Raw genomic sequence first — 17,826 nt, forward strand, 5'->3', positions numbered from 1 at the left:
GCCGCCGAGGCCGGACCGACCCCCGTCGGACGGCGCGTCGCGGTGCTCGGCGGCGGGGTGGCGGGCCTGACGGCGGCGCACGAACTCGCCGAGCGCGGCTACGCCGTGACCGTGTACGAGCGCCGGGCCCTCGGCGGCAAGGCGCGCAGCATGGACGTGCCCGACAGCGCCCGCGGCGGGCGCCGGCCGCTGCCCGCCGAGCACGGCTTCCGGTTCATCCCCGGCATCTACCACAACCTGCCCGACACCATGCGGCGCATCCCCTTCCCCGGGAACGCGGCCGGGGTATGGGACAACCTCGTCGCCCCGCGCGAGATGATGTTCGCCCGGGCGGCCGGGCGCGAGGACCTGCGCGGACCCATCCCCTGGCCCGGGCACTCCCCCGCCGAGCTGACGCCCGAGGAGATCCGGCGCGCCCTCGCCGGCATCCTGCAGACACTGGTCCGGCTCCCGCCGCACGAGACGGCGTACTTCGTCGACCGCGTGCTGGTCTTCCTCACGAGCTGCGACGAGCGGCGCGCGGAGGTGTGGGAGCGGACGCCGTGGTGGGACTTCGTGCGCGCGGAACGGATGTCGAACGAGTACCGGCGCATCCTCGCCGTCGGCATCACCCGCAACATCGTGGCGACCAAGGCCGAGGAGGCCTCCACCCGCACGGTCGGCACCCTCGGCGAGGCCTTCGTCTTCAACGTGCTGGGGCGCGGGGCGGACGGCCCGCCCGACCGGATCCTCGACCTGCCGACCAACGAGGCCTGGATCGACCCCTGGGAGGCCCATCTGCGTTCCCTCGGCGTGGAGTTCAGAATCGGCTGGACCGTGCGGGAGGTGCGGTACGCGGGCGGTCGGGTGAGCGGGGTCGCCGTCGAGGGGCCGGACGGCGCCGCGCGGACCGTCACCGCCGACCACTACGTGAGCGCGCTGCCCGTCGAGCACGCCCGCCGTACCTGGAGTGCGGCGCTGCGGGCCGCCGATCCGATGCTGGGGCGCTGCGACAAGCTGGAGACGGACTGGATGACCGGCATCCAGTTCTATCTGACCGAACGGGCCGAGCTGGTGCACGGCCACCTCAACTGCATCGACTCACCTTGGTCGTTGACGGCGATCCAGCAGGCCGAGCACTGGCCGTCCCGCGACTTCCCGGCCGACTACGGCGACGGGACGGCGGTCGACTGCCTGTCGGTGGACATCTCCGAGTGGGACAAACCGGGGATCCTGTACGGGAAGACGGCCAAGCAGTGCACGCGCGAGGAGGTGGCGCGGGAGGTCTGGGCGCAGCTGAAGGCCTCCCTCAACGACACCGGGAAGGCAGTGCTGACCGACACCACGCTGCACTCGTGGTTCCTGGACCCGGGCGTGGACGGGATCGGCACCCCGCACCCCACCAACCAGGACGAGCTGCTGATCCACCCGGTCGGCACCCTGTACAACCGGCCGAGCGCGGACACCCGTATCCCGAACTTCTTCCTCAGCGGGGACTACGTGGCCGTCGACATCGACCTGGCGACGATGGAGGGGGCCAACGCCTCGGCGCGCGCGGCTGTCAACGCCCTGCTGGACCGCGACGGTTCGGATGCCGCACGGTGCGCGGTCCACCCGATGTACCGGGCGCCGGAGCTGGAGGCGGCCAAACGGCACGACCGATGGCGCTACCGGCTGGGCCTGCGGAACCTCTTCGACCTGGGCTGAGCGCCCGCCCCCGCTCGGCTAACGTCGTGCGCATGACGACGAGTCCGACGACGAGTGTGGGCACCCTGCTGCGCGCCTGGCGGGAGCGGCGCGGCATCAGCCAGCTGGAGCTGGCCGGCCGCGCCGACTCCTCGTCCCGGCACATCAGTTTCATCGAAACGGGCCGGTCCCGGCCGAGCGAGGAGATGGTGCTGCGGCTCGCCGACCATCTCGACGTGCCGATGCGCGAACGCAACTCCCTGCTGCTCGCGGCTGGTTACGCGCCGCGCTACGCGCACACCGCGCTGGACGACCCGGCGATGGAGACGCTGCGCGAGGGCATCGCCCGCCTGCTGACGGGGTACGAGCCCTATCCCGCGCTGGTCGTGGACGCGGTGTACGACGTCGTCGCCGCCAACCAGGGCATCGCGATGCTGCTGGACGGGCTGCCGGAGCACCTGCTGACCCCGCCGCTGAACGCCATGCGGATCACCCTGCACCCGGAGGGCCTGGCGCCGAGGATCCACAACCTCAGGGAGTGGCGCGGGCACCTGCTGGCACAGATGGAACGGCAGATCGCGCTGGCCCGCTCGGAGCCGCTGCGTGCCCTGTACGAGGAGGTGTCGGCCTATCCGGTCGCCGAGCGGCCGGGCGACAGCGCCCCGCCGGAGCCCACCGCGTACATCGCGCTGCCGCTGGTCATCGAGCACGACGGACACCTGCTGTCCTTCGTGTCGTCCATCGCGACCTTCAACACGCCCATGGACGTGACCGTCGCCGAGCTGGCCATCGAGACGATGCTCCCGGCCGACCCGGCGACGGTGAAGTACCTGCGCTCACTGGGAGGCTGAGCCCGCACGCAGGGCGAGCTGCTGGAGCAGGGCGAAGCCGGCCACGGTGAAGGCCTGCATGGGGATCCACAGCAGGCCGGCCGTGGTGGGCTCGAACCAGAGCGCGAGGGAGACCAGGCTGAGCGCGGCCCAGGCGTAGTTCGTCTCGATGACGAGCTTCACGGGGAGGACGGGCGGCTGCCGCCGAGAGGCGAGCCATCCGACGCCGGCCCCGTAGGCGGTGAGCAGGATCCCGAGCGCCGGCAACAGTCCCTGCCCGACCCCGAGCAGCCGGCCGAGCGGGGCGGAGAAGGCGATGTACGCGAGCCCGTTGGCGGTGGTGACGACGGAGTCGAGGGCGAGGAAGCGGCGCAGCGCGGTGTGCGGGACACGGTTGCGGGCGAAGCCGGCGAGCGGGGTCGCGGACATGGGAATCAGCCTCCATCGAGGTCGAACGGCCTGGTGGGACACGGATCCCGGGACCGAGTGCGCGGTCCCGGAACCCGATGCGTCCACTGTGCCGGGAGCCGCGGGGAGGGTCGATTACCTCCGAGGTAACGAGCGTCCGCCGGCGTCCCGCGCCGGAGATCCTTCGGCGGGGACGGGCGAGGGCGCCGGGGCGCCGGCGAGAAGCCCGTGGATGGCCGAACAACACTGCGGATGAGGCGATTTGAGGTGTGGTCAGGCCTGCTCGGGCGTGATCAGTTTCGAGCTGGAGTAGGCATTTCCAGCCAACACATCTCCCTGGGGGATCCTTGCGTCTCAAGAGCAGCCTCGTCGCGACCGCCGCGGCTCTCGCCACGATCGTCGTTCCGCTCCTCGCCAGCCCCGCGGCCGCGGCGTCCGGCACCGAGGCGACGGTCTCGACCAACTCGTACTACGGGCGGATGGTCATCGGCTGGGGGCTCAACCCCTACCGTCTCGACCCGATCCAGATCACCGCCCAGGACCGCGCGACCGACGGCTACGTCATCGGCATCCGCCTCATCACCAACGGCGAGGCCGGCCACAAGGTCTGGTCGATGCGGACCGTGCCCAGCGGCCAGACGAGCGCCTCGTGGAGCACGTACCTGCAGGCCGGCTGGATCGACAACGCCTACTTCGAGGTCTGCAAGATCGGCGCCAACAGCGGCGTCATCGCGCGCTGCGAGTCCTCTGCCGTGATGAACAACCCGTTCGACGACTCCTCCATGTAGGACGTACGACGAGGGGGTGTCATCCGCATGCGGGTGACACCTCTCAGGTCGTCTCTCGCCCGACTTCGGGCGCGGGACACCAGGGGCGGTCCTGCGACGCCGCGTAGGCTCGCTCGATCTCGCCCAGGTACTGCTCCAGGTGGAAGCGGACCTCCTCGACGGTGGTGCCGTCGGGGCCCGGGTACATGAGGTCGGACCAGATGACCGTCTCGCCGCGCAGGCGGACCCGGACGGTCAGCCGGTCGGGGCCCGGGGCGGGCCCGACCTCGGCCGCCACCGCGGCCAGGCGCGGCATGTCCGTCGGATGGAGCGGACCGCCCGGGCGCAGCAGGCGCCACGGGGCGAGGCCGACCATCCGGCTGTCGCTGCGCGCCACCACGTCAAGGCCGTCGACGAAGAGGTAGGTGTGGACGGCGGCACACACCGGCGGCCCGGGGCACGCACCGATGAACAGGGTGCTCGTCCCGCTGTCGTCCCGCCTGTCGGGCGCGGTGGCCCGCAGCGCGCGCGGGGGTCTACGCGGCATCCGCCTGAGGTGAGGTCATACGCCGATCGTACCGGCTCCCCCGCCCACCTCCACTTCCAACAGCCGGCGTGCGCCCGGAGCTTGGCGTTCCGCTTCGGCACGGAAGGATGCCAACCCTTTTTGAGCTGTACGGCAGGAAACGTTGGGGTTCCTCTGGTTCGGCCAGGGGCAGGAGGCTAGGCTTCACGGTGCCCGAATCACTCGAACGCCTTGTCGACATATGGAGAATCCGCCGGTGCGAGCCGCCGCCCGACCCGATCTCGCCGCGATCTGGCGTCGTACCTGGGCGCTGGCGCAGGAGCACGGTCAGGATCCGGCCGAGGTGCTCGCGGTGGAGCGGCTGAGTCATCTGTCCGGGGTCGAACCCGGGCGCATACCCCAGGTGGTGGCGGGCACCGCCGTGGAGGCGCCGCTGGAGCGGCGGGTGCACCAACGGTTCCTACTGCTGCGCGCGACCCGGCGCGACAAGCACGGCCGGGAGTGGCCGCTGGCCGCCATCGCCGACGACTTCGACGCCCCCGGCGCCTCCCTCGGACCGCTCAACGCCGGTACCGGGCTGCCCCGGATGGGCCACGCGGCCGGTGTGCAGCGGTTCTTCGGCGTTCATGCCGGTTTCCTGCTGGCCGACAGCAAGAGCGCGGTGGAACGGGCCCTCGCCCTGTCCGCCACCACCGTCTCGGACGGCCGGGACGACCTGGAGCACCTGTCGTACCTCACCGGCATGACCCCGCAGGCCATCCGGCTCACCCTGGACGGGCGGCCGCCCCGGCTCCCGCTCAAGGAGCAGGTCCACCTGCGGTTCGAGCACCTGCGCCGCACCCGCGTACGGGAGGACGGCCAACCCCACTCGTTGGTGGCCATCGCCAAGTCCTTCGACGCGTCGGGACAGTCGCTGACCCGCCTCGCCCAGGGCGAGGGCCTGCCGAACCTCGCCGCGGCCGCCGGGATCCAACGTTTCTACGGTGTCGAGGGCGGCTTCCTGCTGGCCGACGACTCCGAGGCGCTCTCCAGCGCCCTCGCCCTGGTCGAGGGCGAGTTGGAGTCGGCGGTGCGGGACCGGGAGAACCCGATGCTGGCGGTGCTGCGCGCGCACGACGTACGCAGCATCGTCACCCGGGCCGGGCGGCTGTCGCCCCAGGGCTGGAAGTCGCTGGCCGATCACTTGGACGACCTCCTCGCGCGCGAGGGGCAGCTCGGAGTTCCGGGCACGAAGAGCGGGGCGCCCATCGAGGGCGCCGCCGCCGAGGGAGAAGCACCATGAGGACCACCCGGGCCATGCGCGAGCTGGCCTCCGAGCTGCTGGAGGGCGCACGCCTGACGCCCCCGGCCGATGCCGGGGAGATCATCGGGGCGCTGTGCGCCGCCTACGCCGTGCGGCGCGGCGGAGAGCGGCAGGTCGATGTCCATTTCACCTCCTTCCCGCCCGACACCGCGAGCGGGCTGTGGCTGGAGCTGGACGACGTCGACCTGATCGTCGTCGAGCAGCACACCCGGCCCGAACACCAGCTGGTCATCGCGTGCCACGAGCTGTGGCACCTGGACGAGGGAACCAGCGACAGCGTCGGTCCGGGCATGTTGGCGGCCGCCCGGCTGGCGGGCCACCCCGGCCGCCTCGCCGAACTGCTTTCCTCCGACGCCGGGTTGGAGGCGGTGGTCCGGCAGGCCGCCGCCCGCGCCGACCAGGGGGATCCGGCGGAGATCCGGGCCGAGACCTTCGGCCTGCACCTCGGCAACACCCTTCGCTCCTACCTGCCGTCGCCCCGGGAGCAGCAGCTCCCCGAAGCCATCGAGCGCATCAAGTCCTCACTCGGTTGGGGAAGCCCCGTGCCACGCCGTGACCCGCACCAGCCGGTCGCCGCATCCCTCACGCCGATGCCCTCAGCACGGCCCTGACAGAGAGCACGCCACGATGAACCAGTCCACCCCGCCCCGCCACGCAGTCGTCATAGGCGGCAGTCTGGCCGGCCTCCTCACGGCCGCTGTCCTCGCCGAGCACGCCACGGTCACCGTCATAGACGCCGACCCGCTGCCCGAGGGTCCGGCCCCGCGCCGTGGACTCCCGCAGGCCCGGCACACCCACCTCCTGTGGTCGGGCGGTGCCCGGGCCATCGAGCGGATCCTGCCCGGCATCACCGACGACTGGACGAAGGCGGGTGCCATCCGCCGGAGCCTGCCCACCGACCTGGTCACCAAGACCGCCCAGGGCTGGATCCCGCGCTGCGGGGAGAAGCAGTTCAACATCTCCTGCAGCCGCGACCTCCTCGACTCGGTGATCCGTGCCCGGGTGACCGGCCTGAAAGGGGTCTCCACGCTCCAGCGCAGCCGGGTGCGCGCCCTGGAGGGCACGGCGTCCCGGGTCACCGGCGTCCTGGTCGACACCCCGGAGGAAGCGGGTCGACTGCTGAGCGCCGACCTCGTGATCGACGCGAGCGGTCGCGGCTCGCGCGCCCGGACCTGGCTCCAGGCGCTCGGCGTCACCGGTATCCGGCAGGCCGAGGTCGACTCGGGCCTCGTCTACGCGACGAGGATCTTCGAAGCCCCGCCCGGGGCCCACGAGATGGGCTTCCCCATCGTCAACGTCCAGTCCGACCCCCGGGTCCCCGTGCCCGGGCAGACCGCCACGATCGTCCCGATCGAGAACGGCCAGTGGCAGGCCACCCTCTCCGGGACCCGCGGCGGCCAACCGACCGGCGACCCCGACGCGTTCATCCCGTTCGCCAAGGCCGTCCGGGACCCGATCGTCGGTGAGCTCCTGGAGGGCCGCAGACCCCTGACGGACGTCGCCGTCACCCAGGGCACCGCCAACCGTCGGATCTACTTCGAGAAGGCCGAGCTGCCCGACGGCTTCTTCGCCGTCGGGGACTCCGTCGCCACCTTCAACCCGCTGTACGGCCAGGGCATGACCGTAGCGGCCCAGGGGCTGCTGGCCGTACGCACCCTGCTGCGGGCCAAGGGCCTGGATCATCCCGGGATCGGCCGGGCGGCGCAGCGCGTCATCGCGCCCCAGGTCAGCACCGCCTGGGAGCTCGCCACGTCGCAGGACATCCTGTATCCGGGGGCCACCGGGATGAAGCCGCGCGCCGGCACCGGGCTGCTCAACGGGTACGTCAACCGGCTGATGACGGGGGCGACCACCGACGAGGCGCTCACCGCCGCCCTGTTCAAGGTCCTCACCATGAGTATCGCGCCCACCCACTGGCTCCACCCGTCGGTGGTCTGGCACGTCGCGCGCGCCTCGGACCGGGGCGCGCTGAAGGCGCCGCCGCTCACCGCCGCGGAGCGGGCCGTCGCCGGGCTCGACCGGGCGCCGGGCACGACGCCCGCAACCGGCACCGGAACCGGCACCGCAGCCGCGACAGAGGCCGGAACAGGGGCGGGGGCCGCGACGGGCGCCGACGGTACCGGCCCGACGGAGGACCCGGTCGGCCCCGCCGACGCCGTCGGACAGGCCCGATGAGCGGCAGGATCCTGCCGCTCCTGCCCGCTTCCCTGATGGTCCTGGCGCTGCTGATCAAGCTGCCGAAGCTGCGCCGGGACCGGGACCGGCCGCTGAACCGGACGGCGTGCGCGCTGCTCGCCGTCGGGGCACCCATCAACTTCCTCGCATCGCCGTCGACCATCGCCTCGGTCAACCGCCGGACCGGCGTGGTCAACTTCTCCGCGCCCCTGGTGTTCGGCCTGTGCACGGTGTTCTCCGGGCTGTGCGTCGTCCTGGTCCTGCAGTGGCGCGGCGGAGCGCCCGCGGCCGTGCGCCGGGCCACCCGGCTGACCACGGCCCTGTTCGGCACCGCGACTGCGGCCATCGTCGTCCTGTTCGTGATCGGCGACGCACCGGTGGAGCGGCTCCAGGACCTGGACACGTACTACGCGACGACGCCCTGGATCCGCGAGATGATCGTCTGCTTCCTCGTGGCGCACACCATGGGAACCTCGGCGCTGACCTGGCTGTGCGGCAAGTGGCTGACGCGCGCGGACCGCGCACTGCGCCCGCTGCGCACGGGACTGGCCCTGATCGTGGTCGCCGGGCTGATGGACCTGGCCTACCTGGCCGCCAAGTGGGCCTCGGTCGTGGCCCGCTGGACCGGCCACGACCTGGTGTTCCTGTCCACGGACGTGGCGCCGCCACTGGCCGGGGCCGCCGGGCTGCTGCTCGGTGCCGGATTCGTCGTGCCGCTGGTCGGCGGGTCGGCGACATGGGTGGCCCTCAGCCAGTACCGGCGGCTGCGCCCGCTGTGGAAGGCGCTGCGCGGATTCGCCGCGACCCAGGGCCGGATCGTTCCGCTGACCTGGTGGTCCCCGGTGGGGATCCGGCTCATCCACCGCGAGTCGGTCATCGACGACGGCATCCTGGCGTTGGCCGCCTGGTGCGACCCTCGGGTGCGGGGCGCCGCGTACGAGGCGGCCAGGGGCCGCGGCCTGAGCGAGGCGCGGGCCGCCACGGTCGCGGACGCGGCCGTCCTGGCGGCCGCGTGCCGCCTCAAGGCAGCCGCCGCGAGCGGATCCGTGCCGGGGCCGGCCGCGATCCCGCAGCCGTACCGCCTGGGCCGCCTGCCCCTGACCGCCCTGGCCCACGCGTTCCGTACCTCCGACATCGTCACCGCGGCCCGTGACGCGGCCACCGCCGGGCCGCCGGACCCGACCCCCGACCCGGTCGGCGCCTGAGAGGCACGGGCCTCCCGGCCCCGGGAACGCACGACGCCCCGGGCCTGGGCCGTCTCTCCCGGATCTTGTCGGGTGAGCCCGGGTCGTCCGGTGCGGTGCCTCGCAAGGCGGAGGGGCGCCCGTGTACCGGACGTACTCGGGTGTCCCGACAACGCGGCGAGGTGCCGTGCCGGGCGGGCCGGCCCCGGCAAGATCCGGAAGAGACGGCCTAGGGGCCGGGGCGTGCGTGAACGCGTGAGCGCGGGCGTCCTACGTGGATTCCGCGCGCGGTGGGATCAGAGCTCCGCGAGGTCCAGTCCGGCCTGCTCGGCGGCCGCCTGCACGGTCTGCTCCAGCAGTACGGCGATGGTCATCGGGCCGACGCCGCCGGGCACCGGGGTGATCAGCGAGGCGCGGGCGGCGGCCGACTCGAAGTGCACGTCGCCGACGTTGCCCTCGTTGTACCCGGCGTCCAGGACCACCGCGCCCGGCTTGATGTCCTCGCCCCGGATGAACTCGGCCTTGCCGACGGCGGCGACCAGGACGTCCGCCTGGCGCACGATCGAGGGCAGGTCCTGGGTGCGCGAGTGGCAGTAGGTGACGGTGGCGTTCTGCTCCAGCAGCAGCATCCCGGCCGGCTTGCCCAGGATCGCGCTGCGGCCGACGACGACGGCGTGCTTGCCGGTCAGGTCCACGTCGTAGGCGGCGAGGAGGCGCATGATGCCGCCGGGGGTGCAGGAGACGAAGCCCGGCAGCCCGAAGCCCATGGCGGCGAAGGAGTGCATGGTGACCCCGTCGACGTCCTTGCCCGGGGCGATGGCCTCGAAGGCGGCGCGCTCGTCGATGTGGTGCGGGACGGGGTGCTGCAGCAGGATGCCGCTGATCTGCGGGTCCTCGGAGAGCGCGGTGAGGGTGGCCACCAGCTCCTCGGTGGTGGTCTCGGCCGGCAGCTCGACGTGGCGGGAGGTGATCCCCGCCTTGGCACAGCGGTTCTGCTTCATGCGGACGTAGGTCACGGAGGCCGGGTCCTCGCCGACCAGCACGGTCGCCAGGCAGGGCGCGGTGCCGGTGCGCTCGGTGATCTTCGCCGCGTAGGCGGCGGTCTGCTCCGAGATTCGGAGGGCGAGGGCCGTGCCGTCCATCAGCCGGGCGGAGCCGGCGGCAGTGGCGGGGGCAGTCTGGGCAGTCGTCACGGGGTCTCCTGAACGTCGCTGCGGATCGCGGTTCGCCCAGGCGCGCGGCAGTCGACGTACCGGAGGTCCACAGGTACGCCGGGCCGCTCCCCGGTGGTGATCCACCCGAACGCCAGTCACGGCCCGCCGACCACTGTAGTCGACATATCCGGTGGTTGTCGGGCGTCCGACCTGGGACGATCAACACATGACGCGTACTTTCGACCATCTTGTCGCCGAGGCGGAGTCCGTCTCCGTGGACGGCTGGGACTTCTCCTGGCTCGACGGCCGGGCCACCGAGCAGCGTCCCTCCTGGGGCTACCAGAAACTGATGAGCGAGCGCCTGGCCCAGGTCAGGTCCGCGCTGGACGTCCAGACCGGCGGCGGTGAGGTCCTGGCCGGTTGCGCTCCGCTACCACCGCTGATGGTCGCCACCGAGTCCTGGCCGCCCAACATCGAGAAGGCGACGCGGCTGCTGCACCCGCTGGGCGCGGTGGTGGTCGCCGACGCCGACGAGCCGCCGCTGCCCTTCGGCGACGCGGCCTTCGAGCTGGTGACCAGCCGGCACCCGGTGTCGATCTGGTGGGAGGAGATCGCGCGGGTGCTGGCGCCGGGCGGCGGCTACCTCTCGCAGCAGGTCGGTCCGTCGAGCGTCTTCGAGCTCGTCGAGTACTTCCTCGGCCCGCAGCCGGAGGAGATCCGGCGCGGCCGGCACCCCGACGACGCGGTCGCCGACGCCACCGCGGCCGGCCTCGAAGTCCTCGATCTGCGCTCCGAACGCCTGCGCACGGAGTTCCACGACATCGGAGCCGTGATCTACTTTCTACGGAAGGTGATCTGGATGGTGCCCGGCTTCACGGTCGGGCAGTACCGGGACCGGTTGCGTGAGCTTCACGAACAGATCGAACGTGAAGGTCCGTTCGTCGCTCACACCGCCCGCTTCCTCATCGAAGCCCGCAAAACGGGCTGATCTGAAGGGCGGACGGATCTACGCCGGATCGGGTTGCGCGGCCACAGCGTGGCGCAGGTCACTCAATTCAGCGCGTAACGAATCGACTCGGGCATGCGATGAACCGACAGGTGTCCTCGCGCGGCCCGGAATACAGACCCCCCTCGGGTCTGTTTCCCGAGTTCGCGCGATGATGTCCCGCCCACCATTTATCTGTTCGCAACGAGAGGCTCCTTGTGTCGCTCAGCCCGTCCCGTACGTTCCCTCCGGAGATCGCCGAATCCGAGGCCCTTGTCGCGCTCGTCGAGCGCGGCCGCGAGCAGGGTCACATCAACGGTGACGACGTGCGCCAGGCCTTCGAGGCCGGCCGCATCCCGGTGGACCAGTGGAAGCGGGTCCTGCGCAGCCTGAACCAGGTCCTGGACGAGGAGGGTGTCGCCCTTCACGTCAGCGCGGCCCCCGCCACCAAGGCTGCCGCCAAGAAGCCCCGCAAGGCTGCCGCCGCCCCGGCCCGCACCGTGGCCAAGAAGGCCACCGCCGCGCCGCGCCCCATCGGCGCCCGTAAGACCGCGGCCACCGCCGCGGCCACGGCCGCCACCACCGCCACGGCGATATCCGCTTCGTCGGCCGCCGCCATCGAGGACGAGACGTCGGCCGAGGCCGCCGCCGAGCCGAAGAAGCGCACGGTCAAGAAGACCGCCGTGAAGAAGACCGCCGTGAAGAAGACCGCGGCGAAGAAGACCAGCGCCAAGGACGCCGACGAGGGTGAGACCCCGGTCGCCGAGGGCGAGGACTGGGCTGCCGAGGACCTCGCCGACGAGGCCGAGGACGAGGCGCCCAAGCCGGGCGGCACCCAGGGCTTCGTGCTGTCCGACGACGACGAGGACGACGCCCCGGCGCAGACGGTCATGGTGGCCGGCGCCACCGCCGACCCCGTCAAGGACTACCTCAAGCTCATCGGCAAGGTACCGCTCCTCAACGCCGAGCAGGAGGTGGAGCTCGCCAAGCGCATCGAGGCGGGTCTCTTCTCCGAGTACAAGCTCGAAGAGGAGGAGGACCACAAGCCCGCCTTCAAGCGCGAGCTGGAGATCCTGGTCGAGGACGGCCGCCGCGCGAAGAACCACCTGCTGGAGGCCAACCTCCGCCTCGTGGTCTCCCTCGCCAAGCGCTACACCGGCCGCGGCATGCTCTTCCTGGACCTGATCCAGGAGGGCAACGTCGGCCTGATCCGCGCCGTGGAGAAGTTCGACTACACCAAGGGCTTCAAGTTCTCCACGTATGCGACCTGGTGGATCCGGCAGGCGATCACGCGTGCCATGGCCGACCAGTCGCGCACCATCCGCATCCCCGTGCACATGGTCGAGATCATCAACAAGCTCGCCCGTGTGCAGCGCCAGATGCTCCAGGACCTGGGCCGTGAGCCCACCCCGGAGGAGCTGGGCAAGGAACTCGACATGACCCCCGAGAAGGTCATCGAGGTCCAGAAGTACGGCCGCGAGCCGATCTCCCTGCACACCCCCCTGGGTGAGGAGGGCGACAGCGAGTTCGGTGACCTCATCGAGGACTCCGAGGCGGTCGTCCCGGCGGACGCGGTCTCCTTCACCTTCCTCCAGGAGCAGCTCCAGTCCATCCTGGGCACGCTCTCGGAGCGCGAGGCGGGCGTGGTGTCCATGCGCTACGGCCTCAACGACGGCCAGCCGAAGACCCTGGACGAGATCGGCCGCGTGTACGGGGTCACCCGTGAGCGCATCCGCCAGATCGAGTCCAAGACCATGTCGAAGCTGCGCCACCCGTCGCGTTCGCAGGTGCTGCGCGACTACCTCGACTGAGTCGATCTCCTCCAGCACGCCCCTGACCTGCGAATCCGCGGGTCGGGGGCGTTCTGCGTCGCGCAGCGACGGTGGGCACGAGACCGACGGCGCACAGACGGCCGCCGGTCAGGTCAGGCGGAAGACGGGACCCTTCGGGGTGAACGGCAGGGAGGCGCCCTGCGGGATCAGGTAGGCGTGCTCGCGCCGGATCCGCAGGGTGTCGCACCAGCCGTCCGTGATCACCAGGACCGGCGCCCCGGGCGGGAAGTCCTCCGCCCGCTGCAGCAGGTCGATGCCCGGCTGCAGCTCGGTGCCGCCGCGCCCGCGGACCCGTACCCGGCCTGCGATCTCGCTCGGGGGCAGATAGCCCGCGTCGTAGGGAGCCGCGTCGCAGAAGACGACGCGCGCCGCCGGCACGTCGCGGGCCTGCGCGTACGAGGCGATCGCGCCCAGTGCCTTGCCGAGCAGGGCGGCGTTCATCGATCCCGAGGTGTCGAGCACCACGCCGAAGGTGCAGCGGGCGATCTCCTCGGGCGGGAAGTACCGGCCCGCCCGCGGGATGTCCGGGGTGGACGCCTGGCGGCGCGCCGGGCGCGCGAAGCTCCGTACCGCCTCGGGGCGCGGCACGTACTCGTCGAACCAGCGGGCGAGCCGGGCGTCCCAGGGCACGGGCGGGTGGGCCAGGGCCCGGATCTCCTGGATCAGCCCGGCGGGCAGCAGGCCGCGCTCCCCGTACGTGTGCAGGTCGAAGCCCTGGACCAGGCCGCGCCGGTAGAACTCGTCCAGGTCGGTGTACGGTGCGCTGCCCGGGTGGGGCAGCGGCTCGCCCAGGATGTCCCCGCGGCCCTTCCCGCGCAGGGTGGCGAGGCGGCGCATCCGGCGCAGGTCGGTGGTGATCCGGTCGTAGACCTCCTCGACGGAGAGGTCCTTCAGCTCCGGGTCGTACAGCAGCCCGGACGGCATCGCGCCGACGCCCATCTCGACGAGCCAGCCGTTGACCACGTAGTCGGCGGCCACGTTGTGCAGGTACGGGTCCCGGGCGCCGCGGCGTTCGCCGTGGCGCAGGGCGGCGTGCAGCATCTCGTGGGCCAGGATGAACCGCCATTCCTCGTCCTCGAAGGTGCGCAGCGGGTTGACGTAGATCTCCCCGGCGGTGGCGCTGACCGCGGCGATGTCGATGCCCTGGGCGCGGGCCGTCTCGGCGTCGGCGACGATCTTCAAGCCGCTGGCGAGGCCGCCGAGGAGCGGGTACGAGGAGACGAACCAGTTCAGGGCACGGTCCCACGGGCGCTGCGCCACGCGTTCCCCCGTGACCCGGTCCCGGCGCCCGCCGGCCACCTCCATGGCGGCGGAGACGCTGCGGGTCAGGGCGTACGCGAAGGCGGTCTCCCAGTCGGGGACCGGGGTGGAGTTCCACGCGTGCCAGGTGACCAGGAGCTGGTCGGGCTGCTCCCCGGCGGTGCCGCAGGAGGCGTACACGGCGGGGATGCCGTCCCGGCGCCAGCGGGCCGCGAGCAGTTCCTCCTCACCGCCGGGGTACTCGGCCGGAAGGTCGTCCGGGGGCCGGACGGACGGCTGGGTCAGCAGGAAGCGGTTGACGACGGCGCAGCGGGCGGCGAGGTCGAAGCGGTCGGGCTGCACGCGGTCCCGGTCGGCCGCGGCCGGGACGTGGCCGAAGCCGAGGTGGAGCAGGGCGTGGGCGAGGGCCCAGGCCCAGGTCCGGGGCTCGGCGCGCACTCCGGATCGGACGTGGAGGATGCCGTTGGAGTCCACGGCGACCAGGCCGGCGGCGGGGGTCCCGGGGCACGTGGGCTGCTCGCACACGCTCCCGCCGACGGCGGCGAGGGCCGGGTTCCGCTTGACCAGGGCGAGTCCTTCGGCGAAGGCCTGGGCGGCGGGGTCGGGCTGGGCGTTCTTCTTCGGCCGGGGGCGCGAGGCGCTCACCGGCGGGCCTCCACCAGCCGCGGCATGTCCCGGGCCGCCTCCACGAGGAACCAGGAGGGCAGCACGGGCAGGCCGTCGGCGTCGTCGGCGATGACGGTCTGCGCCACCTCCACGGAGATCTCGGCGAGCTGGACCAGCAGCGCCTTGGCCCGGTAGGCGGTCTGGCGCAGGGCGGGCGAGACGTGCTCGCGCCGCGCGGGCAGCTCCTTGACCAGGCGGCCCCGGAAGGCCTCGGCGAGGTAGTAGAGCAGGTCGCGGTCGGCGGGGCGGGTGGGCCAGGAGGCGTCACCCTTCATGATCGCCTCGATGCCGTAGCTGTGCCGCACGATCTTGGCGTAGCCGCAGAAGGAGACGGCGTGCGCGGGGGTGAGGGTGCCGTGCGCGATCACCTTGAGGGTCTGCTCGTCCAGGTCCGGCCCGAAGGAGTGCAGGGCGTCGGAGAGCATGTGCCAGGAGCGCGGGGTGGAGAAGGGCTCCTCGGTCTTGGGCGGCTGCGACCAGAGGTGGTCGGGGCGGTCGGTGAGGTGGTCGGTGATCCAGGGGTGGATGCCGTGCTCGCCCGCCCAGACCAGCCAGTCCTGCGCGGACGCCTGGAGGTGGACGTGGGTGAGGCGGTTGACCAGGGCGGAGGCGATCGGCCGGGCCAGCGCGTTGTCGGTGGCCCGGTTGCCCGCGCCGATGACGATGGAGCCGGCCGGGAGCTCGTAGGAGCCGATCCGGCGGTCGAGGATCAGCGAGTAGAAGGCCTTCTGGACGTCCGGGCTCGCGGCGTTGAGCTCGTCGAGGAAGAGGCAGTACGGCTCGTCACGGGCGATGGCCTCGGGCGGGCAGAAGACGGACCGGCCGTCGCGGATCTGCGGGACGCCGATCAGGTCCTCGGGGGCGAGCTGGGTGCCGAGCAGGCTGACGCACTCCAGCCCGAGCGAGTCGGCGAACTTCCTGACGAGCGAGGACTTTCCGATACCGGGAGCCCCCCAGAGGAACACGGGCCGGACGGTGGCGAGGCCGAGCAGCAGTTCGGGGATCTGGGCGGGGGTGACGGTGACGGCAGCCTGCACGGGCGTGGATGTCCTCGGGGGTGTGGCGGGTGTGTGGTGCGGCCAGTGTCGCCGCACCGCACAGCCCGGGGCATCCGGTTTTCGCGCCCGGCCGCGAGGGCTCAGGTTTCGAGGAGGTGCTTGAGCTTCTCCTCGCCCCGGGGCATCTCCTTGCGGACCATGGGCCTGACCACGAGGGGGACGAGGGCCCGGCCCACGCCGTGGCCCTCGAAGTCGACGTCCAGGGTGAGGCGGGAGCGGGTGCCGCCGTCGAGGGGTTCGACGGTGCCGCGCACATCGGGTCGTACCGGCCCGTCGACGCCGTGCACGTGCCAACTCCGCGGCGGGTCGAGCTCCACGAACTCCATGGTCGTGGGGACCCGCCGGCGGCCGATCTGCCGGGTGACGAGGATCCTCGAACCGACGTGCACGGGGAGATCGCCGATCGGGACGGCGGATACGGCGCTGTCCTGCCACTCCGGCAGGTGCGTGGGGTCCGTCAGGTACGCGTAGACGTCCTCGGGCCTGCGGTCGATGTCGATGCTCTTCCTCATCGCGGACATGTCGGTTCCTTGGCGCCCCCTGGCCGGCCCCTTCCTCCACGCTACTCCGCGGGGGACGCGGCGGCGCGGTGCTTCCTGGCGGACATGGCGGCGTGGACGAGGACGCCCGCGAAGAGGAAGAGCACGCCCTGGTAGACGGCCGCGTAGCCGGAGCCCGCGACCAGCCACATCGAGAAGCCGAAGGAGAGGGCGGCGAGGACGCCGTCGCGGGCCAGCCGGCCGGCGTGGACCCGCTCGCGCTGCCCGGAGAGCAGGAAGTAGATCTGCGCGGCGGTGGCCAGCAGGTAGGGCACGGTCGCCGTGAAGGTGGTGATCAGGACGAGGCTCTCGAAGACGCCCTGGCTTCCGGCCGTGTAGTTGTAGACGGTGAGGGCGGAGGCGAGGGCCACGGTGACGATCACGCCGACGACGGGGACGCCGCGCTTCTTCGTCTCGAAGGCCTTGGGGAAGAGCCCGTCCTTGGCGGCGGCGTACGGGGTCTGCGCGCTGAGCAGGGTCCAGCCGTTGAGGGCGCCGAGCATCGAGATCACGGCGGCGCAGGCGACCACGGTGCCGCCCCAGGTGCCGCCGGCCCCTCCGTCTGCGGAAAACATGGCGTTGACGGCGTCGGTGAAGGGGGCGGTGGAGGAGACCAGCCGGTCGTGGGCGACCAGGCCGAAGACGGCGACGGTACCGAGCAGGTACACGGTGGCGGCGCCGACCGTGCCGAGGACGGTGGCCCGGCCGACGTTGCGGGCCGGGTCGCGGACCTCGCCGGCGCTGACGGTGGCGGACTCGACGCCCAGGTAGCTGAAGAGCAGGATCGCCGCGGAGGCGGAGACGGCGCCGGCCGCGCTCTGGTCGGTGGCCCGGAAGGGGCCGAGGTTGGCGGGGTCGAAGAAGAACAGCCCGCCGACGGCGACCAGGAGCAGCGGGGCGAACTTCAGTACGGTGGCGACGACTTGGACCGCGCCGACGTAGCGGGTGCCCGCCAGGTTGGAGAGGGCCGGGAGCCACTGGACGGCGAGGGCGGCCAGGCACATGGACCACTTGTGCTCGCCCGCGGCGGGGAACAGCACCGTGAGGTAGCCGACGGCGGCCACGGCCAGGGCCGCGTTCGAGACCCAGGCGGTGATCCAGTAGCTCCATGCGGCGAGGAAGCCGGCGAAGTCGCCGAAGGCGGCGCGGGCGTAGATGTAGGGGCCGCCGGTCTGCGGGTGGCGTTCGGCGAGCCGGCCGAAGACCAGGGCGAGGGCGATGGCCCCGGCGGTGAGAACGGCGAAGGCGACGAGGCTGATGGTGCCGAAGGGGGCGACCGAGGCGGGTAGGAGGAAGATGCCGCCGCCGATGATGTTGCCCATGACCAGGCAGGTCGCGACGGGGAGGCCGAAGCGGCGTGCGTGGGGGTCGCGGCCGCGCTCGGGGGATGCGGCGGCCTCGGCGGGCAGGGTTGCGGTGCTGGTCATCGGTGGTGCGCCTCTGGATGTCTCACATGCTGGTCAGGTCAACACAT

At 72.2% G+C, this 17,826-nt stretch carries 16 protein-coding genes and 1 riboswitch; of the genes, 9 read left to right on the forward strand and 7 right to left on the reverse strand.

Annotated elements, in window-relative coordinates; genetic code table 11:
* The coding region (locus tag AB8A24_RS30425) for an FAD-dependent oxidoreductase (protein WP_369478105.1) at positions 1-1,686 on the forward strand (1,686 nt) is incomplete at its 5' end.
* Between the two features lie 32 nt (positions 1,687-1,718).
* The gene (locus AB8A24_RS30430; protein ID WP_266377377.1) at positions 1,719-2,516 is read left to right on the forward strand and encodes a helix-turn-helix domain-containing protein; all 798 of its coding nucleotides are present in this window, start codon (positions 1,719-1,721) and stop codon (positions 2,514-2,516) included.
* Here AB8A24_RS30430 and AB8A24_RS30435 read toward each other — a convergent pair.
* A complete protein-coding gene (locus AB8A24_RS30435) occupies positions 2,502-2,924 on the reverse strand; it encodes a hypothetical protein (RefSeq protein WP_369478106.1) in 423 nt (140 codons plus the stop codon). The two genes, AB8A24_RS30430 and AB8A24_RS30435, sit on opposite strands and share 15 nt — an antisense overlap.
* 326 nt (positions 2,925-3,250) lie before the next feature.
* Between AB8A24_RS30435 and AB8A24_RS30440 the strand changes: the two genes are divergently transcribed.
* Entirely contained in the window at positions 3,251-3,691 is a 441-nt protein-coding gene (locus AB8A24_RS30440; protein ID WP_369478107.1) for a hypothetical protein, read from the forward strand.
* Positions 3,692-3,734: 43 nt separating this feature from the next.
* Here AB8A24_RS30440 and AB8A24_RS30445 read toward each other — a convergent pair whose 3' ends face one another.
* A complete protein-coding gene (locus AB8A24_RS30445) occupies positions 3,735-4,217 on the reverse strand; it encodes a hypothetical protein (RefSeq protein ID WP_369478108.1) in 483 nt (160 codons plus the stop codon).
* A gap of 235 nt (positions 4,218-4,452) precedes the next feature.
* On the opposite strand from AB8A24_RS30445, the gene AB8A24_RS30450 reads away from it, so the two are divergent.
* From AB8A24_RS30450 to AB8A24_RS30465, 4 genes are read left to right on the forward strand one after another with little or no spacing between them, the layout of a single operon-like run.
* On the forward strand, positions 4,453-5,478 hold the full coding sequence (locus AB8A24_RS30450) for a hypothetical protein (protein WP_369478109.1): 1,026 nt from the start codon (positions 4,453-4,455) through the stop codon (positions 5,476-5,478).
* Positions 5,475-6,110 carry a toxin-antitoxin system, toxin component gene (locus tag AB8A24_RS30455; protein ID WP_328960904.1) on the forward strand — a complete coding sequence of 212 codons (636 nt, stop codon included), beginning with the start codon at positions 5,475-5,477 and terminating at the stop codon, positions 6,108-6,110. The genes AB8A24_RS30450 and AB8A24_RS30455 overlap by 4 nt, the downstream gene beginning before the upstream one ends.
* A 16-nt stretch (positions 6,111-6,126) precedes the next feature.
* Positions 6,127-7,674: an NAD(P)/FAD-dependent oxidoreductase gene (locus AB8A24_RS30460; protein ID WP_369478110.1), complete on the forward strand. Its 1,548-nt coding sequence runs from the start codon at positions 6,127-6,129 to the stop codon at positions 7,672-7,674.
* Positions 7,671-8,879 carry a DUF6545 domain-containing protein gene (locus AB8A24_RS30465; RefSeq protein WP_328960906.1) on the forward strand — a complete coding sequence of 403 codons (1,209 nt, stop codon included), beginning with the start codon at positions 7,671-7,673 and terminating at the stop codon, positions 8,877-8,879. Before AB8A24_RS30460 ends, AB8A24_RS30465 begins: the two co-directional genes overlap by 4 nt.
* Before the next feature lie 275 nt (positions 8,880-9,154).
* On the opposite strand, the gene AB8A24_RS30470 is transcribed toward AB8A24_RS30465, so the two are convergent.
* Positions 9,155-10,000 carry a bifunctional 5,10-methylenetetrahydrofolate dehydrogenase/5,10-methenyltetrahydrofolate cyclohydrolase gene (locus AB8A24_RS30470; protein WP_369478127.1) on the reverse strand — a complete coding sequence of 282 codons (846 nt, stop codon included), beginning with the start codon at positions 9,998-10,000 and terminating at the stop codon, positions 9,155-9,157.
* A gap of 78 nt (positions 10,001-10,078) precedes the next feature.
* Positions 10,079-10,181, reverse strand: a riboswitch (ZMP/ZTP riboswitch).
* A 57-nt stretch (positions 10,182-10,238) separates the two neighbouring features.
* Between AB8A24_RS30470 and AB8A24_RS30475 the strand changes: the two genes are divergently transcribed.
* Together AB8A24_RS30475 and AB8A24_RS30480 are read left to right on the forward strand one after the other, a co-directional pair.
* Complete coding sequence (locus AB8A24_RS30475; protein ID WP_328960907.1) at positions 10,239-11,000, forward strand: class I SAM-dependent methyltransferase; 762 nt, start codon at positions 10,239-10,241, stop codon at positions 10,998-11,000.
* A 215-nt stretch (positions 11,001-11,215) separates the two neighbouring features.
* The gene (locus AB8A24_RS30480) at positions 11,216-12,808 is read left to right on the forward strand and encodes an RNA polymerase sigma factor (protein ID WP_328960908.1); all 1,593 of its coding nucleotides are present in this window, start codon (positions 11,216-11,218) and stop codon (positions 12,806-12,808) included.
* Between the two features lie 108 nt (positions 12,809-12,916).
* On the opposite strand, the gene AB8A24_RS30485 is transcribed toward AB8A24_RS30480, so the two are convergent.
* The 4 genes from AB8A24_RS30485 to AB8A24_RS30500 form a co-directional block, all read right to left on the reverse strand.
* On the reverse strand, positions 12,917-14,734 hold the full coding sequence (locus AB8A24_RS30485) for a hypothetical protein (protein WP_369478112.1): 1,818 nt from the start codon (positions 14,732-14,734) through the stop codon (positions 12,917-12,919).
* On the reverse strand, positions 14,731-15,792 hold the full coding sequence (locus AB8A24_RS30490; protein WP_266377400.1) for an ATP-binding protein: 1,062 nt from the start codon (positions 15,790-15,792) through the stop codon (positions 14,731-14,733). Before AB8A24_RS30490 ends, AB8A24_RS30485 begins: the two co-directional genes overlap by 4 nt.
* A 101-nt stretch (positions 15,793-15,893) precedes the next feature.
* Positions 15,894-16,334, reverse strand: coding sequence for an SRPBCC family protein (locus AB8A24_RS30495; protein WP_266481547.1), 441 nt, complete (start codon positions 16,332-16,334; stop codon positions 15,894-15,896).
* A 41-nt stretch (positions 16,335-16,375) separates the two neighbouring features.
* Entirely contained in the window at positions 16,376-17,779 is a 1,404-nt protein-coding gene (locus AB8A24_RS30500) for an amino acid permease (RefSeq protein WP_328960910.1), read from the reverse strand.
* Positions 17,780-17,826 lie beyond the last annotated feature (47 nt).

Source organism: Streptomyces sp. BF23-19 (assembly GCF_041106355.1).
Lineage (GTDB): Bacteria > Actinomycetota > Actinomycetes > Streptomycetales > Streptomycetaceae > Streptomyces > Streptomyces virginiae_A.